19 protein-coding genes and 2 tRNA genes are annotated in these 23,357 nt (G+C 72.5%); 16 read left to right on the top strand and 5 right to left on the bottom strand.

Going from position 1 to position 23,357, the window contains the following annotated elements; translation table 11 throughout:
• Window positions 1–41 precede the first annotated feature (41 nt).
• Window positions 42–689: a DUF6230 family protein gene (locus ACTVAJ_RS15185; protein ID WP_470388798.1), complete on the top strand. Its 648-nt coding sequence runs from the start codon at window positions 42–44 to the stop codon at window positions 687–689.
• A gap of 4 nt (window positions 690–693) precedes the next feature.
• Window positions 694–2,076: a DUF6114 domain-containing protein gene (locus tag ACTVAJ_RS15180; RefSeq protein WP_470388797.1), complete on the top strand. Its 1,383-nt coding sequence runs from the start codon at window positions 694–696 to the stop codon at window positions 2,074–2,076.
• A 55-nt stretch (window positions 2,077–2,131) separates the two neighbouring features.
• Here the strand turns inward: ACTVAJ_RS15180 and ACTVAJ_RS15175 are convergent, their stop codons facing one another.
• Window positions 2,132–3,946 (bottom strand): UvrD-helicase domain-containing protein, encoded by a 1,815-nt coding sequence (locus tag ACTVAJ_RS15175; protein ID WP_470388796.1) that lies wholly within the window; start codon window positions 3,944–3,946, stop codon window positions 2,132–2,134.
• Between the two features lie 815 nt (window positions 3,947–4,761).
• Between ACTVAJ_RS15175 and ACTVAJ_RS15170 the strand changes: the two genes are divergently transcribed.
• Window positions 4,762–5,367: a SanA/YdcF family protein gene (locus ACTVAJ_RS15170; RefSeq protein WP_470388795.1), complete on the top strand. Its 606-nt coding sequence runs from the start codon at window positions 4,762–4,764 to the stop codon at window positions 5,365–5,367.
• Window positions 5,368–5,516: 149 nt separating this feature from the next.
• Window positions 5,517–6,950 carry a hypothetical protein gene (locus ACTVAJ_RS15165; protein WP_470388794.1) on the top strand — a complete coding sequence of 478 codons (1,434 nt, stop codon included), beginning with the start codon at window positions 5,517–5,519 and terminating at the stop codon, window positions 6,948–6,950.
• 59 nt (window positions 6,951–7,009) lie between these two features.
• Here ACTVAJ_RS15165 and ACTVAJ_RS15160 read toward each other — a convergent pair whose 3' ends face one another.
• Window positions 7,010–7,831, bottom strand: coding sequence for a SanA/YdcF family protein (locus ACTVAJ_RS15160; RefSeq protein ID WP_470388793.1), 822 nt, complete (start codon window positions 7,829–7,831; stop codon window positions 7,010–7,012).
• A gap of 70 nt (window positions 7,832–7,901) precedes the next feature.
• Here ACTVAJ_RS15160 and ACTVAJ_RS15155 point away from each other — a divergent pair, with 70 nt between their 5' ends.
• A complete protein-coding gene (locus ACTVAJ_RS15155; RefSeq protein WP_470388792.1) occupies window positions 7,902–9,464 on the top strand; it encodes a DUF885 family protein in 1,563 nt (520 codons plus the stop codon).
• 190 nt (window positions 9,465–9,654) lie between these two features.
• Here the strand turns inward: ACTVAJ_RS15155 and ACTVAJ_RS15150 are convergent, their stop codons facing one another.
• Both ACTVAJ_RS15150 and ACTVAJ_RS15145 read right to left on the bottom strand, forming a co-directional pair.
• Window positions 9,655–10,656, bottom strand: a complete 1,002-nt coding sequence (locus tag ACTVAJ_RS15150) for an N-acetylmuramic acid 6-phosphate etherase (RefSeq protein WP_470388791.1) — start codon at window positions 10,654–10,656, stop codon at window positions 9,655–9,657.
• 67 nt (window positions 10,657–10,723) lie between these two features.
• Complete coding sequence (locus ACTVAJ_RS15145; protein WP_470388790.1) at window positions 10,724–11,698, bottom strand: MurR/RpiR family transcriptional regulator; 975 nt, start codon at window positions 11,696–11,698, stop codon at window positions 10,724–10,726.
• 200 nt (window positions 11,699–11,898) lie between these two features.
• Here ACTVAJ_RS15145 and ACTVAJ_RS15140 point away from each other — a divergent pair, with 200 nt between their 5' ends.
• The 7 genes from ACTVAJ_RS15140 (at window position 11,899) to ACTVAJ_RS15110 (ending at window position 17,022) form a co-directional block, all read left to right on the top strand.
• A complete protein-coding gene (locus ACTVAJ_RS15140; protein ID WP_470388789.1) occupies window positions 11,899–13,683 on the top strand; it encodes an AfsR/SARP family transcriptional regulator in 1,785 nt (594 codons plus the stop codon).
• Window positions 13,684–13,813: 130 nt separating this feature from the next.
• Entirely contained in the window at window positions 13,814–13,999 is a 186-nt protein-coding gene (locus ACTVAJ_RS15135) for a hypothetical protein (protein WP_470388788.1), read from the top strand.
• Between the two features lie 156 nt (window positions 14,000–14,155).
• Window positions 14,156–14,228: transfer RNA gene (locus tag ACTVAJ_RS15130), tRNA-Lys, on the top strand.
• A gap of 175 nt (window positions 14,229–14,403) precedes the next feature.
• Window positions 14,404–14,479 (top strand) — tRNA-Lys (locus ACTVAJ_RS15125).
• Between the two features lie 411 nt (window positions 14,480–14,890).
• Window positions 14,891–15,373, top strand: a complete 483-nt coding sequence (locus tag ACTVAJ_RS15120; RefSeq protein ID WP_470388787.1) for a septum formation family protein — start codon at window positions 14,891–14,893, stop codon at window positions 15,371–15,373.
• 285 nt (window positions 15,374–15,658) lie between these two features.
• Window positions 15,659–16,219, top strand: a complete 561-nt coding sequence (locus tag ACTVAJ_RS15115) for a septum formation family protein (RefSeq protein ID WP_470388786.1) — start codon at window positions 15,659–15,661, stop codon at window positions 16,217–16,219.
• A gap of 197 nt (window positions 16,220–16,416) precedes the next feature.
• A complete protein-coding gene (locus ACTVAJ_RS15110; protein WP_470388785.1) occupies window positions 16,417–17,022 on the top strand; it encodes a septum formation family protein in 606 nt (201 codons plus the stop codon).
• 69 nt (window positions 17,023–17,091) lie between these two features.
• Here the strand turns inward: ACTVAJ_RS15110 and ACTVAJ_RS15105 are convergent, their stop codons facing one another.
• Window positions 17,092–18,741 (bottom strand): alpha/beta fold hydrolase, encoded by a 1,650-nt coding sequence (locus tag ACTVAJ_RS15105; RefSeq protein ID WP_470388784.1) that lies wholly within the window; start codon window positions 18,739–18,741, stop codon window positions 17,092–17,094.
• Between the two features lie 324 nt (window positions 18,742–19,065).
• Here ACTVAJ_RS15105 and ACTVAJ_RS15100 point away from each other — a divergent pair, with 324 nt between their 5' ends.
• From ACTVAJ_RS15100 to ACTVAJ_RS15085, 4 genes are all read left to right on the top strand, one after another.
• Window positions 19,066–20,154, top strand: a complete 1,089-nt coding sequence (locus tag ACTVAJ_RS15100; protein WP_470388783.1) for an ABC transporter permease — start codon at window positions 19,066–19,068, stop codon at window positions 20,152–20,154.
• Between the two features lie 66 nt (window positions 20,155–20,220).
• A complete protein-coding gene (locus ACTVAJ_RS15095; RefSeq protein ID WP_470388782.1) occupies window positions 20,221–21,102 on the top strand; it encodes an ABC transporter permease in 882 nt (293 codons plus the stop codon).
• A 5-nt stretch (window positions 21,103–21,107) separates the two neighbouring features.
• Window positions 21,108–22,181 (top strand): ABC transporter ATP-binding protein, encoded by a 1,074-nt coding sequence (locus tag ACTVAJ_RS15090; RefSeq protein WP_470388781.1) that lies wholly within the window; start codon window positions 21,108–21,110, stop codon window positions 22,179–22,181.
• A gap of 136 nt (window positions 22,182–22,317) precedes the next feature.
• Entirely contained in the window at window positions 22,318–23,355 is a 1,038-nt protein-coding gene (locus ACTVAJ_RS15085; protein ID WP_470388780.1) for an ABC transporter ATP-binding protein, read from the top strand.
• The last annotated feature ends 2 nt before the right edge of the window (window positions 23,356–23,357 follow it).

The raw sequence follows: 23,357 nt of genomic DNA, 5'->3' as shown, positions 1-23,357 counted from the left end.
CCTCGCCGTCCCTCCGGGCGGCGAAAACCTGGAGGTTGCAGATGCCCAAGCCTTCCGATGAGGCGCTCCAGGCGTCTCAGGACGCGCCTGAGCAGCACGGAGGCGGCGGAGGTACGCGGTGGCGGAGGTTCGCCCTCATCGCCGTGCCCGGTCTGACGGCCGCCGCCGTCCTCGGCGGGATGACGACGCAGGGGCTCCTGGCGGCCTCGTTCGCCGTCTCCGGTGACAGCTTCAAGATGTCCGCGGACCAGCTCAACGGACAGGGCTTCGCCCAGTACGGTGACGTCGCCGAGTCCGTCGACGGCTCCGGCCGCGCCGTCGGCCTGTCCACGGTCAACACCGCCACGCTGGACAACCTGTGCATGTCCTCCCTGTGGGACCTGGGCATCGGCGAGGCCACCCTGGTGATCACCGCCGGTGAGACGGACCCGGTCGAGGGCACCGACCTGGTGCTGGACCTCGAACAGCTGCGCGGCGACGCCGAGTTCGACCAGATCGAGATCGGCCGCGACGCCAGCACGCTGGACAAGGCCGACGGCGGCCAGGGGCCGGCGGGCGGGTTCGGCCTCCAGGCGGACGAGATCCGGGTGGCGGACGTGGAGCTGACGACCTGGGCCGTCACCTCCGGCTCCCTGCGGCTGAGCGGCCTCAACCTGACGGTCCTCCCGGGCAACCACGAGTGCTTCTGATCCCATGGCCCACGCACTCGACGCGCTCGGCACGTTCCGGGGACGCTTCCGCTCGTGGCGGCGTACCCGGCCCTTCTGGGGCGGCCTGCTGCTCGTCGCCGCGGGTGTGGAGCTCCTGGTCGCACCCGCCGCGCAGAGCCTGATCCTGCCGATCGACCTGATCATCTACGCCGGTATCGCCGGTGTGTCGGGCACCCTCATCGGTGTCCTGCTGATCGCGATCGGGGTGCTCGGCTGGCTCCAGCCGGCGCAGCACACCTTCTTCGGGCTGGTCGGGCTCCTGCTGGCGCTCGTGTCCTTCGTGACGTCCAACTTCGGTGGGTTCGTCATCGGGATGCTGCTCGGCATCGTCGGCGCCTCGCTCGTCTTCGCGTGGGCCCCACGCGTGCGGCGGCGACCACGCGGTCGCCGCCGCACGCGGCCTCGCCGCGGTGCCGGCACGGTCGCCGGGGACACCGGCGAGGAGGAGGGCGGTGAGCAGAGCGGTGCCGACGGGGTCGGCTCACCGGACGGGACCCGGCCCCTGGCCGTCCTCGCGCTGCCGCTCGCGTTCGCCCTGACCGTCACGGCCGCCCAGGCGCCCGCCGACTGGCCCTGGGACTGGTTCTTCCCGCCGGGGGACGGGGAGGAGCAACCCTCCGACCCTCCCTCCGACGGGGCCTCTCCCACAGGCGACCCCTCCGACGACCCCTCCGACGACCCCTCGGCCGACCCGACGGCCGAACCCACCGACGGCGATCCCGACGGGACACCGCGTGAACCCGGCGACGGCGAGGATCCGGCCGACCCCGGGGCCGAGGACGGGGAGGGCGAGGACACGGAGGGCGGGGAGGACGCCGACCCGTCCGACTGCCCGATGGTGACCGGTGGGACCGGCGTGGCCGAGACCGAGGAGGAACTCCTGTCGGCCGTCCGCGCCTGCCAGGCGGCCGAGGAGGAGGGCGACCTGCCGCCCGTGGCGGTCGACCAGGCCTACGACTGCTTCTCCGGTGCGACCAGTACCGGCGGCCTGAACGCGGACCGCCTCACGATGAGCGGGGCCAGGTACGACGGTGTCGTGGAGTGCCCCACCGCGGACGGCCCCCGCCGCTACCTCCGACTCGCCATGAGCCGGGCGGACCTGCGCGGCGCCGAGCTGTGGTTCGAGGACGCCGGGTCCCGGATGAGCCTCGGACTGCCCACCCTGATCATGGACGGCGCTGTGGAGCTGCACGTCACCCGCATGCACGTGCGCATCCTGGGTATCCCGCTCACCTTCACCCCGGACTTCCCGCCCCCGCTGCTGCTCCCGTACATGATCGTCACCGACGTCGACGTCGCCAACCCGATGGCCAGTACCGACCTCATGACCATCCCCGGCTTCGACGGCCGCTACGGCGGGACCTGAGGACCCGACACGACGGGGGCGCCGCACCCGGCGCCCCCGTCACCCTGTCATCCCGTCACCAGGAGTCGGAGATCAGGCGGCTGGGCCGGCCCACGTGCGACACGTACAGCGCGTCCCGGGCCCGCGTCGCGGCGACGAACAGCAGCGTCCGCTCCCGCTGGAAGGTGTGCTCCAGAGCGACCTGGTCGCCGTCGGCCGCCTCGATGGCCGCCTTCGGGGGCAGCAGGTGGTCGCTCACCCCCACCAGGGCCACACAGCGGAACTCCTGTCCCTTGAGTCGGTGCATCGTGCCGACCCGCACCGCCTCCCCGCCGTCGGGACCCTCCAACGGCGCGGTGCGCACGTCGCGCGCCTCCAACTCCTTGGCGACGCCGCGCGCCACCCAGTGGTTGCGTCCGGCCACGGCGATCTCGCTCGGGTTGACCCCCGCCTCCAACCACACCCGGACCCACTCGCCGAGCGCGCTGAGCTCCTCGGCGCGGTCGGCGCACCCGCGCACCACCGGGGCCGGGCCGCGCAGGAGGGAACGGTAGCCCGCGAGGGTGTCGGCGTCGTCGTCCATCCCGAGGGCGGCGCGGCGCCCCAGGATCGGCATGCTCCAGTCGAGGATCTCCTGTGTCACCCGGTAGCTGACCCGGAGCCGGTGGCCGCGCCCGCGCACGTTGATGCCGAGGGAGGCCAGGGAGACCCGGTTGTCGGAGACCCGCTGGTGCGGGTCGGCGACGATGAACAGGTCGTCCGGGCCCTCGGGTACGGCGGCGCGGAGCATCCGCCACTGTGCGGGGTGCAGGTCCTGGGCCTCGTCGACCACGGCGTGCCGGAACATCGGTGCGCTCCGTTCCAGCAGCCGCGCCGCCTCGGCCGCCAGCTGGGGGTGGGACCACAGGCCCTCCACCCGCATGGCCCCGACGTAGCGGCGGACGGTCTCCCACACCTGGCGGCGGTGCTCGGGCGCCAGGTGCTGGACCCGTCCGCTGCGCTCACAGCGGATGTACTGCGGCAGCAGCTCCAGGTTCTGGGCGAGGATGACCTGCTCCCACTCGTCGACGAGGAAGCGGCCGGAGAAGGGCAGCCCGTCGGCGACCGCCACCGCGCGCCAGCGCTGGGCCAGCTCGTCCCCGCTGAGGAGCCGGGGCGCCACGCTGGAGTGCGCCTGGACCACGGACCGGGCGAGGCTGTCGATGGTGGCCACCCGAACGCGGGAGCGGGTGCCGGGGTCGGGCAGCAGCTGGTCGAGGCGCTCGGAGAGGGTCTGGGCGAGCGACCGGTTGTAGGTGGTGAGCAGGACCGACTCGCGGGGGTCCTCGGGGCGTGCGGCGGCGTCGCGCAGGGCCAGGTGGGCGGCCCGGTGCAGGGCAAGGACCGTCTTGCCGGTCCCGGGGCCGCCGGTGACCTGGGTGGACCCGTTGAAGTGCGCCTCGGCGAGCTGGTGCTGGTCGGGGTGCAGGGTGATCTGCCACTGGTCGAAGGGCGCACGCAGGGCCCCGGACAGTTCGGGCGGGCCCGCCGGTGTGGGGTCGACGCTCCCGGGAGCGGCGACGGTGGGGGTGCCGGGGCGCAGTCCGCGGGCGAGGCGGAGCGCCTCGTCGTGGGGGCGCACGGCGATGAGGCGGTACTGGGGAGTGTCGTCCTCCGGCTGGTCGGAGGGGCCGCTCTCCTCGGCCTCGGGGTTGGGCAGGACGACGCCGGACCAGTCGGGGGCGATGCTGACGACCCGGACGCGCGGGTCGGCGGCGCCCTCGACGGACTCCAGCGCCGGATGGTCACCTGCCTGGTAGGCACGCATCGCGGTCAGCGCGAGGAGCTGGACGTCGGGCGTGAGGCGGGAGAAGTCGCTGAGGAACGTCGGGGCGATCGCAAGGGCGGACACGTCGTGGTTTCCTCCGGTCTTCGACCAGGTGGTGTCGGGCGGTACTGGGTGGTCGGAGCGGATGGTGTCGGGTGGGCGCCGGCGTCCGGACCGCCGTCGCTCTACGTGAATGATGCTCGCGGCCGAATTCCGGCAAACGCCGCTCGGAAGGCGATTCTCGGCATGTTCACGGTGTCGGTGCTCTGTCATGTTCGTGCAGGTCACAGTGGTTTTTGCGGAAGCCAGTTCGATCTGTTCGAGAAGCTTTCTCCGGGGCTGCCGCGGCCGGTGTCCTGACCTGCGGTTCTTCGTGTGCTCTGTGGGTCCGTAACCGCCTTATTGTGCTGTCCGAAATTCGGTCTCGGATGGATCGAGTCCTGTTCCGGGCGGGATGGGTGGGGAGGATGACGTGTTCCCGGTCAGGGGTCGAGGGACGACCGAAAACGGGAACCCGCTGTGACGGTCCGCGGGTCCGACGGCGTCCGGGGCGCACGGCGGGGGAGGAGCCCAGCGGCGGGGCGCACCGGCCGACGGGGTGGCCGGATCCGGACACCCCCTGTCCGCGCACGCCCCCACGCGGGATCGTGTACGGCACGGAGCACGCGGACCACGCGTGGTTCAGGACCCTGCCGGGGTCCGTCCTACCCCGGCAGGGTCCTCAACCACCCTGGAGAACCGGTTCCCGGTTCCTGCCGGGCGCACCCATGATGGCCCACAGGAACGACAAAGCGACCTTCGGTGCCCGGACCCGTACCGCCCGACGGTTCCGGTGCCGGCACTCCGCCGGTACGCCATGATGGGGTGCGCACACGCGTCGGAAGAGGAAGGCGGCCGGGGTGGCTGTGTGGATCGTGGCGATCGGGGCCGGCCTGCCCGCCCTGGCACTGGCGCCGTTCGCGTGGACGTACCTGGCCAGCGCAGGTCGGCGCAGGAGCCCGCAGACCGTGCCGTACCGGCCCGTCGCCGTCGTCCTGGGCGCCGCCGTCTGGAACGACGGCCCCTCGCCCCTGCTCGCTCGCAGGCTCGACATCGCCGTGCGCCTGTTCGAGGAGGGCCGGGTCGGGCGGATCGTCGTCTCCGGTGACAACCGCGAGGTCTCCCGCCGCGAGACCGACGCCATGACCGGGTACCTGGTCGCCCACGGCGTCCCGGCCGACCGGATCGACGCCGACCGCTACGGGTACCGGACCTGGGACACCTGTGTGCGGGTGCGCGACCTGTTCGGGGTCGAGGCGGCCACGATGGTCACCCAGGCCTTCCACCTGCCCCGCACCGTCGCGCTCGCCCGCGCGGCGGGGATCGACGCCGTCGGCGTCGGCGACCCCAGCCTGGGAGCCCGCCGGCGATCCACGGTCGTCGGCTACGCGCGGGAGGTCGGTGCGGCGGTCAAGGCCCTGCGCGACGCCGTCCGCCGCCCCGCCCCGGCACACGCGCAGCCCTGACGGTCGTCCGTCGGCCGCGGCCCTTCCGGTCCGCGCGGCGGCCGCTCCGCGTTTCCCACCTTCCAACTGGTTGTTTGTAGGCTCCTGGGCAGGAAGGAGGTGGGTGCCGCCTCCCCGCCGAGGACAGGCGGTCCACACCCACGAACACCATGAACGCGACCACGGGTAACAGCTCACACGACGGAGCTCGGGAGGTGGACTGGGCCGCCCTGGCCCCCGAGGGGGGCGAGCGCGTCCCCGAACTCCTGGCGGCCCTCGCGGGCAGCGACACGGCGCTCTCGGAGCTCCACGACATCATCCGCTTCCCCGCGCCCGGCCACCGCGCCGCTCCCCGGGCCGTCGACTTCCTGGTCGACGTCGCCTGCTCACCGGAGACCGCGATCACCGACCGCTGGCGTCCGCTCAGCCTCCTCCTGGAGCTGGTGAGCGCACACGCGGAGGACCGCTTCCCGCAGCCCCGCGACCTCCAGCAGTGGCGGGACGAGGTCGCCTGGCTGACCTCCAATGACGCGGAGAAGGTGCGCGAGCAGTACCGGACCTGGATGGAGGAGGCGCCGGACGAACAGCAGTACCGGCGCATGCGCAACCGGCTGGCCGTCATGGAGGAGCCCGACGGAGCCGCGATCCTCCGGGCCGAACTGGACACCCACGAGGCGATCCGCGCGCGCGTCCCCGACCTGGTCACCCTCCTGCGGGGCGGCGGTAACCGGGGCGGCCTGGACCGGGCGGGGGAGTGGGTCAGCTACGTGCTCGCCTTCCTGCACGAGGACGCCGAGTTCATCTCGTCCGAGATCACCGGGGCCTCCCAGTTCCTGCTCGCCAAGGACCTGCGCGGCGCGCTCCCGACGCCCACCTCGTACAGCGAGCTCCGGAACGGCATCGACAACGGGGAGCCGTTGGCCGCCGAACTCTTCGCCCTCGGCCTGCTCGCCAGCCCCGAGGACATCGACACCACCATCGCGCTCGCCCACGAGATGGCCGGAGGCAACCTCTACAACGCCTTCGCCGCCTCGGTGGCGATGGTGCTCATCCACGGTGAGAACACCCCGCGTGAGGGACTGCGCCGGATCGGTCGCGGCGGCGGCACCCACATCGGCTACGAGGGACTGTTCAACGAGTCCTGGCCGCACTGCGGTACGCGGTCCCCGCAGGTCCTCGGGTTCCTGGCGCTCGGCCGTGCCGGTGACCGCGCCCGCCGGCTGCGACTGGACATGCTGCCGGGGCTGGTCAAGGGCGAGCCCGCCTCACGCGCCCTGGTCACCGGCGTCGGCCTGGAGACGGTGCTCGGCCCCCGGTCCCGGGAGTACTCGGTCGAGGAGCACGCCAGTGCCGACTACGACGAGGAGACGCTCAAGGTCCTGTGGGCGATCGCCGAACTGCCGGCCTCCGCCTGGGAGGACGCGGAGTTCACCGACACCCTGCGCGCCTGGGCGCTGCCGGAGGACCCCGCCGAGTTCCGCGAACTCGTCGGCGCGGAGCCCGAGCCCGCCGAGCCGCGGCCCGCCGAGACCCCCGAGGCGGGGCTCCGGAACCAGGCACCCGAACGCGGGGGGCTGCTGGGACGCCTCTTCGGGGGGCGTTAGGGCGGGTTCCGTGGATGCTGCCCGTCGCGCAGCAGGGCACGTGTCCGCGGGGCACGCGCTCAGGGGGCGGTGACGGCCAAGGCATCGTCCACTCCGGACTCGTACTCGCCCAGGAACACGGGATCGGGACGGAACACCATCGTGAGGAACGCGGCCGCGGTCGCGGGGACCTCCCGGACCCAGCCGTAGACGGTGGCGGTGGTCCGCTCGCGCAGGCTGGAGTCGGCCACCCCCACCGCGTCGATCCCCGCCGTCCGGCACAGGCCCAGGGCGCGCGGCAGGTGGAAGTCCTGGGTGACGACCGTGGCCTCCTCCACCCCGAACACCTCGCTGGCCCTGGCGCAGGAGTCCCAGGTGGAGAAGCCCGCGTAGTCGGTGACGACGCGGTCCCCGGGGACCCCGGCGGCCACCAGGTAGTCGCGCATGGTGTCGGGCTCGTTGTAGTGCTCGACGCTGTTGTCGCCGCTGACCAGGATCGCCCGGACACGGCCGTCGAAGTAGAGGTCGGCGGCGGTGTCCAGGCGGCGGGCGAGCAGCAGGGTCGGGTACCCGTCCGGACGCACCCCCGCGCCGAGCACGAGGGCCACCGGGCGGTCGGGCACGGTCGCGGCGGAGTGGCGGTCGTCCGCGGTGGACGCGAGCGACCACGCGAACGGCGCGCAGCCCACCAGCACGGCGGCCACGGCCAGCACCCCGAGGACCCGCCGCCAGGGGCGTCCGCCGGGCTCCTCGGCGTCGGCTCCGTCGCGGTCGTCCCGGCCCACGGGTCCCCCGTGGGCGTCGCGGTCGTCGGCGGGCTCGGCAGGTGTGGAGTCAGAGGTCGTCACACCCGGGAAGACGATCAGGCGGGCGGTCGGGTTCCGGATTCGCTCCGTGTTCACGTTCCCGCCCTTCGTGAGCGCGGACCGAACCGGCCACGGGCCCCGCACGGCGGTGGTTTAGGGTCGTCGGATGTCTGAGAAACCGCGACACGAACTCTCCCCGCGACTGCGGGCGCTGTCCGACCTCACCCCCGGCGCCATGCGCGAGGGCGCGGGCATGCACGAGTACGACGGCGTCGTCGCCGACCTCTCCCCCGAGGGCGTCCGCGCGGGCCTGGCCACACTCGGCGGAGCCCGTCTCGACGACCCCCACGACGAGGCCCACCTGGCCGCGTTCGAGGACGGGCTCCGCGTGGAGTTGGGCGAACTCGAACTGCACCGTGCCAACCCGATCCACCACCTCGGTGAACTCGACGTGTCCTGCTACGACCGGGACTACGCCCCGGAGGAGGAGCGCGACCGCGCCAGAACGGCCCACCTGGAGCAGTGGCCCAGCACCGTGGACCACGCGATCGAGGCCCTGGACCGCCTCTCCGCCCCCGTCGCCAGGTCGCTCCTGGGCGCGGTCAGGGGTGCGGCGGAGGGGCTGCCCGACAGCGTTCCGGACGAGGTCCGCCGGACCGCCCTGGCCGCCCACGCCCGCCTGGTCGCCCACGTGGAGGAGGCCGCCGCCTCGGGGCCCGCGAGCGCCGCGCTGGGCGCGGAGAACCTGAGCAGGCTGATGGGTGTCTCCGAGGCCGCCACCGTCGACCTCGCCGACCTGGCGGCCCGGGCCGACGCCGAACGCGACCGCCTGCGCGAGCGGCTGGCCGAGGCCACCGGGCGCCTGGCGCCCGGGCGCGACCCGATGGAGGCCAGCAGGGAACTGACGCGCCGACACCCGGACGCCGAGGGGGTCCTCGACGCCGCGCGGCGCTGGACCCGGCTCGCCCTGGACTTCACCGCGGAGCGCGGTCTGGCCCCGTACGGCGACGGAGAGTGCAGCGTGGACGTCTCCCCGCCGTCCCAGCGGTGGGCCACCGCGATGATGGCCTGGTCGGGGCCGTGGGAGGCGGACACCCCGTCCTTCTACTACATCACCCCGCCCGACGCCTCCTGGTCGCCGGAGGAGGCCGCGGAGTGGCTGGAGATGTTCAGCCACACCACGCTCCCCGCCGTCAGCGTCCACGAGGTGGCGCCCGGCCACTACTCCCACGGCCGTGCGCTGCGCCGGGCGCCCAGCGAGGTCCGCCGGGCCCTGCACTCGATGACCTTCGCGGAGGGCTGGGCGCACTACGCCGAGGAGATGTGCCTGGAGGAGGGCTTCGGCGCCTACGCGGCCGAGCGCCTCGGCGACCCGGAGTGGACCGCGACCCACTACGAGGCCGGTGTGTGGCTGGAGGCCCTGATCCGGGTGACCCGTCTCTCCGTCGCCATCGGCGTGCACACCGGAGGGATGACCGTGGAGGAGGCGGCCGCCCGCTTCTCCGCGGACACGCCGCTCCAGGGGCCCGCCGCCCTGTCCGAGGCCAACCGGGCCACCTTCGACCCCACCTACGGTCGCTACACCTGGGGCAAGCTGGAGATCCTCGCGCTCCGGGACAGGGCACGGGAGCGCTGGGGCGACGGCTTCTCCCCCGCCCGGTTCCACCGGGCCATGCTCGACCTGGGCTCGCCCCCGCTCGGCCTCCTCGACACGGCCCTGGAGGGCTAGGCTGTGTCCGCCCTGGTCCTGCGCTGCGCTTCGGACCGGGCTCGGGCGCTCCGGGAGGCGGTGTGCTTCCTCCTCGGCGTCGCCTGTCGCTCGTTCCTCGCTCGCGGCTCGCCGCGTCGTGCGGCACCCCGCCGACGCCCGAACGGTGACCCCCTGGGGTGACTGTTCGCAGGGCGGGACCTCGATGGCGTCACACGGCCTGGTCGGGTACCCCCAGCTCGGCCAGGGCGGCGCGGACACGGCCCCCGCCCGTCGACAGCGCCCGCGCCGCCCGCGCCGGATCCACGTCCGCCAGCAGCGACACCAGCGTCACGCGGGTGTCGCCGTCCGCGGAGGTCAACGCGTCCGCGCACACCCGCTCGTCCAGCCCGGTCGCCTGCGACAGGATGGTCACCACGCGTCCCCGCAGCTTGCTGTTGGTCGCGTCGACACCGACCATGAGGTTCGAGTAGGTCCGTCCCATCCGCACCATGACGGCGGTCGAGAACGCGTTCAGCGCCAGCTTCTGCGCCGTACCCGCCTTCATCCGGGTGGACCCGGCGATCACCTCGGCCCCGGTGTCCATCCCCACGTGCACGTCCACACGGACGGCCAGCGGCGCATCCGGGTTCGCGCTGATCAGCACCGTCGCCGCCGAGCGCTCCCGGGCCGCCTCCAGCGCGCCGCCCACGTACGGGGTGCGTCCGCTCGCCGTCAGGCCCACCGCGAGGGACCCGGGCGTCACACCGGCCGCGTCGATGCGCCCGGACTCCCAGTCGTCCTCGACCCCCTCCACCGCGTGCGCCAGCGCGCCGCCGCCCCCCGCGTGGTGGGCGATCACCCACTCGGCGGGAACGCCGTAGGTGGGCGGCAGTTCGGCGGCGTCCTGGGCCGCGATCCGCCCCGAGGTCCCGGCGCCGAAGTAGTGGACGGCCGCGCCGGACTCCAACGCCGCCACCCCCAGGTCGACGGCGCGCGCCAGTTCCGGCAGGGCCGCGGCGACCACGGACGGCACCGTCATGTCCTCCGCGTTGATCTGCCGCAGGACGTCCAGCGACGGAAGCAGGTCGATGTCGTGGGTTCCCGAGTTGCGGGCCTCGGTGGGCGACCGGACGATCACGGTGTCGCCGCCCTCCGGGGGGCGGACGGTGTGGTGCGCCCTGGGGTCGTCGTCCGTACCGCTGTACACAGCGCTCTCCTGTTCGGTCCGCACCGGCAGCCGTTCCCTTCCGTCGGTGGTCGCCCCCCGCGCCGTGACCGTGGTGCGGGGGCGGGTCGGATCACTCGTCGCCCGCGCCTGTGGCGTCGGGGGCCGCATCGCTCCTGCGGCGTCGGCGGTCGTCGTTGATGCGCAGTCCCCGGACGGCCTCGTAGGTCGTCTCCAGGGCGGTGCGGCTCTCCGTGTAGCGGCTCTGCGCCAGCCCCACGAAGAGGCAGTCCACGACCGTGAGCTGGGCGAGTCTGCTCGCGGTCGCCCCCGACCGGAACGTGGTCTCGCGCGCCGCGGTGGTGAGCACGTGGTCGGCGAAGCCGACGGGGGAACGGGGGAAGTTGGTGATGGCCACCGTCCGGGCTCCGCGCCGCCCGGCCTCGGCCAGGGCCTGCACGGTGTCGATCGTCGTGCCGCTGTGGGAGATGCCGATCGCCACGTCGCGCCCGTCCAGCAGCGCCGCGCTGGTCAGCATGACGTGCGCGTCCGCCCACGCGAAGGACGTCATCCCGATCCGGTGCAGCTTCTGCTGGAGGTCGGCGCCGACGAAGGCGCTCGCGCCGACCCCGTACACGTCGATCCGGCGGGCCGCGGCCATGGCGTCGATGACCGACCGCAGCACGTCGACGTCGAGGGCGGCGCCGGTCTCCTCGACGGCGCGCGCGTCGGTGTAGGCGATCTTCTGGACCACGGTGACCAGGGTGTCGTCCGGGTTGATGTCGCTGGCCATCTCGGGTGCCCCGGAACGGGCGCCGCGCGCCTGCCCGGCCTCCGTGGCCAGGGCCAGACGCAGCTCGCGGTAGCCGCTGAAGTCGATGGTCCGGCAGAAGCGGATCACGGTGGCCTCGGAGGTGGCGCAGTCCTTGGCCAGTTGGGTGATGGACGACGCCGCCGCCCGCTCGGGGTCGTCGATGATCCGTTGCGCGACCCGGCGCTCGGCCGGGGCGAGCGACGGGATCAGCGATCGGATCCGCAGGACCGTGGTGGGAACGGCGGAGGCGTTCCCGGCGGCCTGGTCGCCGGAAGACTTCGGGATTTGCGCCATGGAGGAAAGTTTCTTTCGGTCGTGGTGCAGAGTCAACGCGCGCGGGGGAAAAAGCGGGAGAATCAAGGATGACAAGGCCCGCCCCCGGCGGCAAGTGTCGGGGTGGAGATTGCGAAATCCCAGTTCAGGGGGCACTCTGGGGGCGGGGTGCCACGGTCTACCCGCTCACGTCGGCGCCGCCTGGCAGGGGGGATGGTGCTGTGTCGCCACGCGACCCGGCGGTACGCCGGTACGCCACGACCGTCGGCACCCGACCCGAGGAACCGCCTCCGGCCGAACCTCCGCCCGCGGGCCTGCGCGTCACGGTTCTCGGCCGCCTCGGCGTCGAGGTCGACGGGACCGCGCTCCCGCTGCGCGGCGGCAAGCGCCGGGCACTCCTGGCGGCCCTGTTCCTCGGCGCGGGGCGCACGCTGGCCGTCGGGGACCTCGTCGAACGCGTGTGGGGGGTGCCCCCGGACCAGGCCAACCGCAGTGCCCTCCAGGTGCACGTGGCGCGTGCCCGCGCCCTGTTCGACGCCCACTGCGGCAGCCCGCTCATCCTGGGTGGTGACGGCGGTTACCGGATCGAGTTCGACGAGGCCGAGTCGGACCTGCTCACCTTCCGCTCCCTGGTCCGCCGTGCCGACGCCGCCGACGACCGGGAGGCCCGTGCCGACCTGCTGGGCGACGCCTTGGGGTTGTGGCGCGGCCCCGTTCTGTACGACGTCGCCAGCCCCGTCCTGCACGCCCGCGACGTCGCGCCGCTGAACGAGGAACTGCTGCGCGTCGCCGAGGCGGGGTTCGGGGCCGCCCTGGACCGCGGTGACCACGAGGAGGCCGCGCGCCGGGCGGCCCCCGTCGTCGCCGACCACCCCGAGCGCGAACCCCTGGCCCGCATCCAGATGGTCGCCCTCTACCGGGCGGGGCGCTCCAGCGAGGCGCTGCGCGTGTACGCGCGTACCCGTGCCGTCCTCGCCGAGCGCCTCGGGGCGGATCCGGGCCGGGAGCTCCGGGAAACCTTCCACGGCATTCTGCGGGGCGACCTCGACCGGGTGCCGCGCGTCCCGCGCCCCCGCGCCCTGGACGGGTCGGACGCGGTGGGGCGGGAGGGCTCCGCCCGGCCGGGGAGGGGAGCCGATCCCTCCGAACCCGGGATCGTCCCCGCCGAACTGCCTGCTGCGGTCACGCCCCTGGTGGGAAGGGACCGCGCGCTGGCCGAACTCGACCGCCTGGTCGACCCCTGCGGCCTGACCCCCGGAAGCGTGCTCGTGCGCGGACCGGCGGGAGCGGGGAGCAGTGCCCTCGCCGTGCGCTGGGCGCACGGCGCCGCGGCGCACTTCCCGGACGGCCAGCTCTACGTCGACCTGCGCGGTGAGGACGGGCGGCCGCGTGATCCGGTCGAGGTGCTGCGCCGTCTGCTGCGTTCCCTGACCGGGGGGGCTGAGGATCCGGCCGGCCTGGGCGCGGACGAGGTGGCGGCGCGGGCGCGGACGCTCACCGCCCGTCGGCGCGTGCTGTTCGTCCTGGACAACGCCGCCTCAGCACGGCAGGTGCGCCCGCTGCTGCCCGGGGGGACGGGGTGCGCGGCGGTGGTCGCCAGCAGGCACTGGCTGACCGACCTGCTGGTTCGGGACGGGTTGCGGGTGCTGCCCGTGGGGGGTCTGGAACAGGAGAAGGCGGTCGAGCTCCTGGAGTCCCTGGTGGCCCCCGGCCGTCGCTCCCGGGCGGGACTGGCGCGGCTCGCCCGCCTCGCCGGAGGTCTGCCGTTGCCGCTGCGCATGGCGGTCGCGTGGCTGGACATCCGGCCGGACCGGTCGGTGGACGACCTCGTACGGGTGGCGGAGGAGGTGGACCCGGCGCACGGCGGGACCCCCGCGGCCAGGATGGCCGCGGTGTTGCGCGCCGGGCCCGAGGAGGGCCGCCTCGGCCGCGGGGAAGTACCGGCCGGACCCGGCCCACCGCACACGAGTCTCGGGCCCTGGCCTTACGCTCCGCTTTCGTCCTGATGAGCACGGTCGAGCGTGCGGGAGAAGTGCATCTCCGTGAGGCGTGAGAAACCCAAGGGGTGGTTGTGATCTCGGTTTGATCCGTTCCCGGGGGTCCTCACGGGGCATGTGAGTCGCTAGTGTCAATCACATGACACAGAACAACGATCCCAACGTCGACCCGGCGGGGAACACACAGCACTTCCGCCGTTTCGTCGACGAGAACCCCGTGACCGACGAGCCCGCGCGCCGTCCGGTCGTTCCGCTCGTCCTGGCCGGTGTCGGCGTGGTCCTCGCCGTCGCCGTGGCCGTCGTCGTCTTCCTCGCCCTGACCTAGGCGCCCTGCTTCCGGGTCCGTCGTCCCGCCCGGTACCGGGCAGGGCCGGGGGCGCCCCGGGCGGCCGTTCCACCGGTTCGCGGTCGCCCTGAGGTCCTGCTAAGGTTGTCGTTGTCGCCAGGGAGCCCGGCCACCGGACGCCCTGGAGCGCGACGAGCGTCATTAGCTCAGTTGGCAGAGCAGCTGACTCTTAATCAGCGGGTCCGGGGTTCGAGTCCCTGATGACGCACGCCAGGACGGCCCCGTCCGTGAGGGTTCACCCCGCGGACGGGGCCGTTCGCTTTCTCCGCACTTCGCCCGGGTGGCGTGCCCCACATGAAACCGCTGGTGGTCCGGGGCGCTTCGGAGATCCGGTAGAGTTGAATCCGTTGCCGCGGAGGGCTGGGAGGCCCCCGGGACGACGAGCGTCGTTAGCTCAGTTGGCAGAGCAGCTGACTCTTAATCAGCGGGTCCGGGGTTCGAGTCCCTGACGACGCACCAGCAAGGCCCCGGTCGACCGACCGGGGCCTTCGTGCTGTTCAGGATGTGATTCCGCCCACGGCCGCCGTTCGCCCGGCCCGGTCCTCTCCGACGGCGCTCCAGAACACCAGCGGGCCCGGGAAGGGCCGACGGTTCAACGGTTTCCCGGTGCGCCGCCGCCTCGGCGAACGGCGTTGCGTGCCCCTCGGGCCGTGCCGCCGGGTTCTGTCGTGGGTGTGGTTTATCTTTGCCATACCTTCACCGCGTGGAAATTTCTCCATCACGACCTGCGATAACCACGAAGAGTAGTTGCTTTTTCGCTATTCGTTGTTTTCTTTAAGTCGGATTGACATCTCCCTGGTCGGTGGGGAACTCTTACGAATCCCGCCCCCCTTTCGCGGGACCATCCCTGAGTACATCCGGAGTACCCTCATGCCTTCCCTCACCCCCGCCGTCCGCGCCGCCCTGGTGTCCGCGACAGCCGTCGGCGCCGCGTTCGGCCTCAGCGGTTGCGGTGCGCTGATCTCCGCCCTCGCCGGAGGCAACACCCTGGAACTCGCCGTCGGCGACTGCTTCGTCGAGGATGAGATGTTCGGCGTGGGCACCGACTCCGAGGTGAGCGACGTCCCGCTGGTCGACTGCGCCGAGGAGCACGACGCCGAGATCTACCACCTGTACGACCTTCAGGGGGACAGCTTCCCTGGCGAGGACGCGGCCCAGACGGACGCCGAGGAGGTCTGCACGGGCCAGGCCTTCACCGACTTCGTCGGCGTCGAGTACATGGAGTCCGAGATCTACGTCAGTTACCTGGTCCCGACCCAGCAGTCCTGGGATGCCGCCGACGACCGCGAGATCGTCTGCTACGTCATCACCGACGAGCTGGTCACCGGCACCCTTCAGGGCGCCAACCGCTAGTCGTCCGGGGTACACCACCTCTCGCCCCCTGTCCTCGGGGAGGGGCCGTGGGCGTCCCATGGGCACGGGGCCCGGATCCGGCCCGTCCCTCCGGTTGACCGCTCCGCCGCGGCCCTCGTGTACCGCGTGTCACCTTCCGAGTGCTTTCCGGAATAGTCCGGACGAGCCGAAACCTTCCCCGCGTTGGGCGCATCTGCTCTAGGTGCGCCCATCCCGACCCGAAAGCGGTCGGGATGTGAACCACGAACTTCTGGAGTTTCAATGCTGCCCGAAAAGCGTCACACGATGCTTGGTCGAGTCGCCCTCGGGGCTCTGGCCACCGGTGCCGCCCTGGCGCTGTCGGCCTGTGCCCCCGTCGCCAACATTCTCGGCGGCGGGTCCGTCGAGGTCCCTGAGGCGCCGGAGGTCGACCTCGACCTGGAGACGGACGCCGCGACGGACACGAGCACCGCCGAGGGGCCCACGGACACCGACGTGTTCCAGCTCGCCGTCGGTGACTGCTTCATCAGGGACGACCTGAACACGGCCTTCATGAGCGAGAACATCTCCGAGGTGCCGATCCTCGACTGCTCCGAGCCGCACGACTCGGAGATCTTCCACACCTACGACCTGCCGGCGGGCCCCTACCCGGGTGAGGATGCGATCGGCGCCGACGTGGGCGAGACCTGCTTCGGTCAGGTCTTCACCGACTTCGTCGGCATGGACTACTCGACGTCGGCGATCTACGTCGACGCCTTCACCCCCACCGAGGACGGCTGGAACCAGATCGACGACCGTGAGGTCGTCTGCTACCTGGACACCCAGGGCGAGCTGGTCACCGGCACCCTTCAGGGCGCCAACCGCTAGTCGCGGCGTGTCACGACGGGGCGGGGGCCACACGGTCCCCGCCCCTCGTCGTCGGGGACCCCTCCGAGGCGGTGGGGATCGGTGGCCGCAAAAACCATCGATTCCATGGCGTATCCGAACGATTCACGTCTTCCGTGCGTCTGGACAGATGGAGCCGACCCCCGTCGGTGCGAGTACGACGATCCTGTGGAGTGACCGTGGTGTTCGATACACGCCGCCCGATACTCGGCCGAACCGCCCTGGGCCTCCTGGCCGTCGGCGCCGCCCTGGCGCTCTCGGCGTGCGGCCCCGTTCCCCTTCTCCCACCTGCCCTGAGCGGCGGCCGAACCGTCGAACCCGGTCCTGTCGACCCCACGGAACCGGAGCCGCGCCCCACCCCGACACCGGAACCCACCGACCCGCCGGCGCCCACCGACCCGCCCGGCCCCGAGGACGTCAACGTCTTCGACCTGGAGGAGGGCGACTGCATCGCGGAGTACGCCGTGGACGGGGGCGAGGGGGTCTCCACGGTCCCCGTCATCGGCTGCGGAGAACCGCACCTCTACGAGATCTACCACGCGGGCGACCTGGACGGGGACGAGTACCCCGGGCAGGAGGAGGTCATCGACGCGGCCTCCCAGATGTGCGAGGAGGAGTTCGACCGGTTCGTCGGTGTCCCGCTACCGGAGTCCGAACTGGACTACACCTCGCTCTTCCCGACCGAGGGCAGTTGGAACGACGCCGACGACCGCGAGGTCCTCTGCCTGGTCCACGAGCGGAACGGCGACCAGGTGTCCGGCGGACTGGAGGGCGCGCGCCGCTGACCCCGACCGCGCGAACGGCCCGCACCGGTTCGGTTCCGGTGCGGGCCGCGTCGTGCCCGGGGCGGTTCCCTACCGAAGCGGTGCCGGGACCGGGAGGCCGCCGCGCGAGGCCTCCCGCGCCTCGGAGACCAGTCCGGCGATCTCGGCCGCCTCCAGCGGTCCGTCATCGCCCGTCGCCGGCCGCGGAAGGCCCGCGCACGTGAGGTCCCCGGGGGCGGCACCGTCCACCAGGTAGGCGTCGACGGCGTCGGTCACACAGGACATGCCGGGCATGCCGTAGAAGCCGTGCCCGCCCTCGTCGGTGACGCTGATCAGACCGTGGCCCAGGCGCTCGGCCATGGCCACGCCGCCCGCGTAGGGGGTCTGGGCGTCGAACTCCCCGGAGACGACCAGGCCGGCGGGGTACCCGTCCCGTTCCAGCTCCACGAGCGGCTCGACCGGATCGTCCGACGCGAAGGAACACGGCGTCGGCGCGTGCCACCCCACACCGACGCCGAACGGGTGCTCCTCGCGGATCTCCCGCATGTCGGCGTAGTAACGGGAAAGGCGGTCGGGCCACTCGGCCTCACAGATCACGGCGACGGTCAGGCTCGGGTTGGCCGCCTGGTAGTCGGTTTCCTCCTCGGCGAGGACCGCCGGGGGGAAGGGGACGCCGTGGACCAGGTGGGCCAGCACGCCCGTGGCCACGTCCCACCGGCCCTGCATCCGGGCGTAGTGGCCGACGAGGAAGTCGAAGTTGTCATTGGTGAACGCGTACCCGTCGGGGTAGCCGGGCACGTCGGTGCGCGGTGTCCGCTCGAGGTCGCGGGAGGTCTCCTCGAAGGCGGCCAGGACCTCGGCGGAGGTCGACCCCAGGCCGTACACGTCGTCGCGCTCGGCGACCCAGGGCGTGTAGCGCTCGACGTTGCGGGTGAAGGCGGGGGCCATCTGGGTGAAGACTCCGCGCCAGGCGCCGTCCGGTCGCACCGCGGAGTCCAGGACGCTGCGGTCCAACCGGTCGGGGAAGAGGGCACCGTAGACCGCGCCGAGGTAGGTCCCGTAGGAGTAGCCGAGGTAGTTGAGCGTGTCCTCACCCAGGGCGGCTCGGATGACGTCCATGTCCCGGGCGGTGTTGGCCGTGGTCATGAACGGTCGGACGTCGCCGTCCGCCCGTTCGCAGGCGCGTTCCGCGTTGATCGCCGACCGGGTGATGTCGCCGAACTCCCCGTCGTCCGGGCGGGGCGGGCTCGACAGGCCGATGTCGTCGACGCCGCAGTCCAGCCTCGGAGTGGAGGCGCCGCTGCCGCGCGGGTCCATGCCGATGACGTCGTAGACCTCGGTGATCCGCTCGCCGCCGAGGCCGAAGCCGATCCCGCGGTCCGGATCGGGGGTCACCGGGAGGACGCGGCCCGTGCCGCCCGGGCCGCCCGGGTTGGTGAGCAGGATCCCGCGGCGCCGTTCGGGGGCGGTGGCGGCCTTGCGGCTGATCGCGACGGTGACGCGTGCGCCGTCGGGGTTCGCGTAGTCCAGGGGCGCCTCGACCTCGGCGCACTCCAGCCCGGCCAGGACCGGTTCCTCGCACGGCGCCCACACGACCTCCTGGTCGTGGAACGCGGCGAGGGGGCCGACGGGTTCGGTGGGGTCGGCGGCGGCGGCGGGGACGGCCGCCGCGAGGGTGAGGGTGAGGGCGCCCACGAGGACGCCCACGGTTGATGTGGTGATCGTGCGTGCTCCGCGCACGTGTCGCCTCCGCTCTTCGCCCGGGCCGTGGGGAGGCCCGGGTGGCTGTCGTCGGAACCGTCACCGTACGAAGCGCGCGGTACGGGGCGACACTGACAAAAGTTGTGGAGGACGCGTGGTGGCCGGATGCGGACAGCCTGAATTGTGGCTGAACGTCACCAGATGAGTCGTTTGTGGAACTGATCGGGTCGCGCTCCAGACGCCGTTTGGTCACAGAGGTGGCGCACGACACATCGGGCCGATTACGGTGATCTTCTATTAGGAAACTTTCCTAATAAATAAATGAAGACGCGCACGACCCCACCCCCCGCTCGAAGGAGCACCGTGACCACCGACATCGCGGCCTCCCCACCACCGTCGCCGCCCGCGAGACGCACCTCCGTCCGGAGGAGCGCCGCCCCCCTCTGGCGCCGGATCTGGCACCACTACGCCGTCGTCAAGGTCCGCAAGGCCGTGACCGTCGTGTTCGTGGTCGCCAACGTGACCTTCTTCCTCGGGCGGGCCATGCCCGGCGACCCCGTCGACGTCATGGCCGGGCGGCTCACCCAGGGCGGGATGAGCATGGAGGAGGCCCGCGCGATCGCCACCTACTCCCTGGCCTACGACGTGGACGCGCCCCTGTACGAGCAGTGGTGGGACTTCCTCGTCGGGCTGGTCACCCTCGACCTGGGCGACACGATCAACCGGCCCGGGGTCACCGTCATGGAGGCCATCGGCGCCTACCTGCCCTGGACGCTGTTCAGCATCGGCACCGGAACCCTCATCGCCATCGTCCTCGGCCTCGTCCTGGGCATGGTCATGGCCTACCGGCGCAACCGCGTCCTGGACCACGTCCTCAGCGTCGTGGCCTCCGTGCTCGGCGCCGTCCCCAACTACCTCATCGCCATGGTGCTCGTGGCCGGAGGGGGGATGTACCTGGGCTGGTTCAACCCGATCGCCCTGCGCGGGACGCTCAGCCCCGGGGTCGAACCCGGGTTCACCGCGGAGTTCGTCGGCGACGCGTTCCTCCACGCACTCCTGCCGATCCTCACCTACGTCCTGGCCATCGTCGGCGTCTGGATGCTCATCATGAAGGCCTCCACCACCGAGGTCCTGAGCGAGGACTACGTGACCGTCGCCCGCGCGCGCGGGCTGGGGGACACCCGCATCGCCTCCGCCTACGTCGGGCGCAACGCCGTCCTGCCGCTGGTGGCCCAGATCGCCATCTCCTTCGGCACCCTCGTCGGCGGGGCGATCTTCGTCGAGGAGGTCCTCGTCTACAAGGGGGTCGGCGGGCTCCTCCTGGACGCCGTCAACTACCGCGACTACCCGCTGCTCCAGGGGCTGCTCGTCATCATCACCTCGTGCGTGGTCCTCGCCAACCTCGTCGCCGACCTCCTCTACAGCCGCCTCGACCCGCGCATCCGGAACTAGGGCCGCCACCGCCATGCACCGATCCGCGCGCGACACGCACGCCACACGCCCCGGAGGAGCGCGACCATGACCACCGCCACCGCACCGACCCCCGCCGCCGGTGTCTGGGGGAGTATCTGGCGGGGCCTGACCCACAGCACGAGCGGGTTCGTCGGGCTCTGCCTCGTCGTGGGCGTCCTGCTGTTCTCCTTCGTGGGACCACTGCTCGTCGACACGGACAACCCCACCGACGTCACCCTCATCTGGGGGCCGGTCAACGCCGAGCACTGGCTCGGCACCAACCACGAGGGCAAGGACACCTTCGTCCAGCTCGTGCTGGGCGGCCGCGAACCCATCTGGGTCGGCGTCCTGGCCGCGCTCATCACCGTCGCCGTCGCCGTCGTCCTCGGCGGCCTGGCGGGATACGTGCGCGGCCGCGTCGACCACCTCCTGCTCCAGCTCTCCGACATCACGATGACCATCCCGTTCATCGTGCTGATGCTGGTCATCGCGTCCTTCTTCCGCACCGCCTCACCGGTGGTGGTCGCGCTCATCATCGGACTGGTCACCTGGCCCCACCTCATGCGCTCCATCCGCGCCCAGGTACTCACCCTGCGCGAGCGCGAGTTCGTCGAGGCCGCCCGCCTCCAGGACCTCGGTACGGCGCGCATCCTCTTCGTCGAGGTCATGCCCAACATGGCGGGCTACATCTTCATCAACTTCATCATCGCGATCACCAACGCGATCTACGCGGTGGTCGGCATGTACCTGCTCGGCCTGCTGCCCAGCACCGCCGACAACTGGGGCCTGATGATCCAGCAGGCCTGGAACAACAACGCGTTCCTGCTGCCCACCGCGATGCCGTTCCTCATCGCGCCCATGGTGATGATCATGCTCTTCCAGATCGGCCTGGTCACCATGACCCGGTCCCTGGAACAGGCGCTCAACCCGCGACTCCGGGACAGGTGACCCCAGTGAACGACCACCCCACCGAACCGGCCGCGGACGCCGGGGCCCTGCTCTCCGTCAGCGGCGTCGACATCGGTTACCGCACCGGTCGGCGCACCGGGACCACCATCGTCCGGGACGTCTCCTTCGACCTGTACCCCGGGCAGTCCCTGGCCCTGGTGGGGGAGTCGGGCTGCGGCAAGACCACCCTCGGGCTGGGACTGCTCCGCCTGCTCCCGCGCACGGGCCGGGTCTCCTCCGGGCGGATCCTCTTCCGGAGCAAGGACGGCGGCCGCGTGGACGTGCGCTCCCTGGGCAGGGAGGAGCTGCGCCGGTTCCGCTGGAACGAGGCGGCGATGGTCTTCCAGGGCGCGATGAACGCCTTCAACCCCGTCCTGCGGGTCGAGGACCACTTCCTCGACACCTTCCGCGCCCACGAGAACGGCCGCGGACGACGGCCGCGCGCGCGGATCCTGGAGCGCTCCGCCGAACTGCTGGAGATGCTCCAGCTCGACCCCGCGCGGGTCCTGCGCGCCCACCCGCACGAACTCTCCGGCGGCATGCGCCAGCGCGCCCTCATCGCGCTGGCCCTGGCCCTGGAACCGCAGCTGCTCATCCTCGACGAGCCCACCACCGCGCTGGACGTGCTCACCCAGCGCGCCATCGTCGAGCGCCTGGCGGAACTGCGCGAACGCCTGGGCTTCTCGATGGTCTTCATCACCCACGACCTCGGTCTGGCCGCGGAGCTGTCCGACCGCGTCGCCACCATGTACGCCGGCCGGTTGATCGAGACCGGCACCACGCGCGACATCTTCCACCGGCCGCGCCACCCCTACACCTCGGCGCTGATCAACTCGGTGCCTCCCGTCTCCGGCGACCGGACCGTTCCGGAGTCCCTGCCGGGCGGCCCGCCCAGCCTGGCCGCACTGCCGCCCGGGTGCTCGTTCGCGCCGCGCTGCGCCCACGCGCTCGACCAGTGCTCCCGCACGCGCCCCGAACCGGAGCTGCTCCGGGAACGCGCCCTGGGGCTGAGCCACACCGCGGCCTGCCTGCGTTCGACCGACACCGCACTCTTCGCCGAGGGGGCCACCCGTGACTGACGCCCGCCCGTCACCCACCACCGCCCGGGGGGCCGCTTCGCGGCGGGGCGGGCGCCCACCCGGCACCCGCCACCCCCAACCGGCGCCCGCGGCGCAGTCCCAGCCCCCTGCGGACGCCTCCGGCGCGGTTCCTCCCGTGCGGACCACCCCCTCACCCGAACCCGCGGCGGACGCCGCCCCCGCCGGCGGCCCGGTCCCCGCGCCGCCCGTGCTGAGCCTGCGCGGCGTCCGGCGGGAGTTCGACACCCCGCGCGGTCGGATCGCGGCCGTGTCCGGGATCGACCTGGACGTGCGTCCCGGGTCGGTGGTGTGCCTGGTCGGCGAGTCCGGCTGCGGGAAGACCACCACCGCCAGGATCGCCGCCGGACTGACCGCCCCCTCCGCCGGATCGGTGCTCTTCCGGGGGCGCGACGTCACCACGATGGACAGGCGTGAACGGGCCGGGTTCCGCCGCTCCGTCCAGTACATCCACCAGGACCCCTACGCCTCGCTCAACCCGGTGCGCACGGTGTGGTCGACGGTCACGGCCGGGCTCCGCCGCCACCGGATGGTCAGCGGCCGAGCCGAGGCGCGCCGGGCGGCGGCCCAACTCCTGGAACGGGTCGACCTCACACCGGCAGGGGACTACCTGGACAAGTACCCGCACCAGATGTCCGGCGGGCAGCGCCAGCGCGTCGCCGTCGCGCGGGCCCTGGCGATGAACCCGGAGGTGGTGATCGCCGACGAGTCCACGTCGATGCTGGACGTGTCGATCCGGGTCAGCATGCTCAACACCCTCGGACGGCTCCGGGACGAGCTCGGTGTGGGCTTCCTGTTCATCACCCACGACCTGGCCGTGGCCAAGTACTTCGCCTGGGAGGGCGAGATCGCCGTCATGTACCTGGGCCGGGTCGTCGAGCACGGCCCCACTCCGCGCGTGGTCGACGACCCGGTCCACCCCTACACCCGGGCCCTGGTCTCGGCGGTGTGCGAGCCCGACCCCGATCTGGCGCACGGAAAGGAACGGTTCCGGCTGCGTTCGGCCGACGTCCCCGACCTGACCGCCCTTCCGCCTGGCTGCGACTTCCACCCGCGGTGCCCGCTCCACGAGGCGGGCGACTGCGACAGCGTGCAGCCGCCGCTGGTCCGCCACAGGGACCGGCTGCTGTCCTGCCACGTCGTCACGAGGGGGTGAGC

This window comes from Nocardiopsis sp. KDC1DS13DA1 (genome assembly GCF_055632325.1).
Note: the sequence above shows the minus strand (reverse complement) of the source record. Positions and strands in the feature narration are given on the sequence as shown.

Excerpts from the sequence above, each read along its gene's own strand:
- ACTVAJ_RS15185 (WP_470388798.1), top strand. The coding sequence starts at position 42 with ATGCCCAAGCCTTCCGATGAGGCGCTCCAGGCGTCTCAGGACGCGCCT.
- ACTVAJ_RS15180 (WP_470388797.1), top strand. The coding sequence starts at position 694 with ATGGCCCACGCACTCGACGCGCTCGGCACGTTCCGGGGACGCTTCCGC.
- ACTVAJ_RS15165 (WP_470388794.1), top strand. The coding sequence starts at position 5,517 with ATGAACGCGACCACGGGTAACAGCTCACACGACGGAGCTCGGGAGGTG.
- ACTVAJ_RS15155 (WP_470388792.1), top strand. The coding sequence starts at position 7,902 with ATGTCTGAGAAACCGCGACACGAACTCTCCCCGCGACTGCGGGCGCTG.
- ACTVAJ_RS15145 (WP_470388790.1), bottom strand. The coding sequence starts at position 11,698 with ATGGCGCAAATCCCGAAGTCTTCCGGCGACCAGGCCGCCGGGAACGCC.
- ACTVAJ_RS15135 (WP_470388788.1), top strand. The coding sequence starts at position 13,814 with ATGACACAGAACAACGATCCCAACGTCGACCCGGCGGGGAACACACAG.
- ACTVAJ_RS15120 (WP_470388787.1), top strand. The coding sequence starts at position 14,891 with ATGCCTTCCCTCACCCCCGCCGTCCGCGCCGCCCTGGTGTCCGCGACA.
- ACTVAJ_RS15115 (WP_470388786.1), top strand. The coding sequence starts at position 15,659 with ATGCTTGGTCGAGTCGCCCTCGGGGCTCTGGCCACCGGTGCCGCCCTG.
- ACTVAJ_RS15095 (WP_470388782.1), top strand. The coding sequence starts at position 20,221 with ATGACCACCGCCACCGCACCGACCCCCGCCGCCGGTGTCTGGGGGAGT.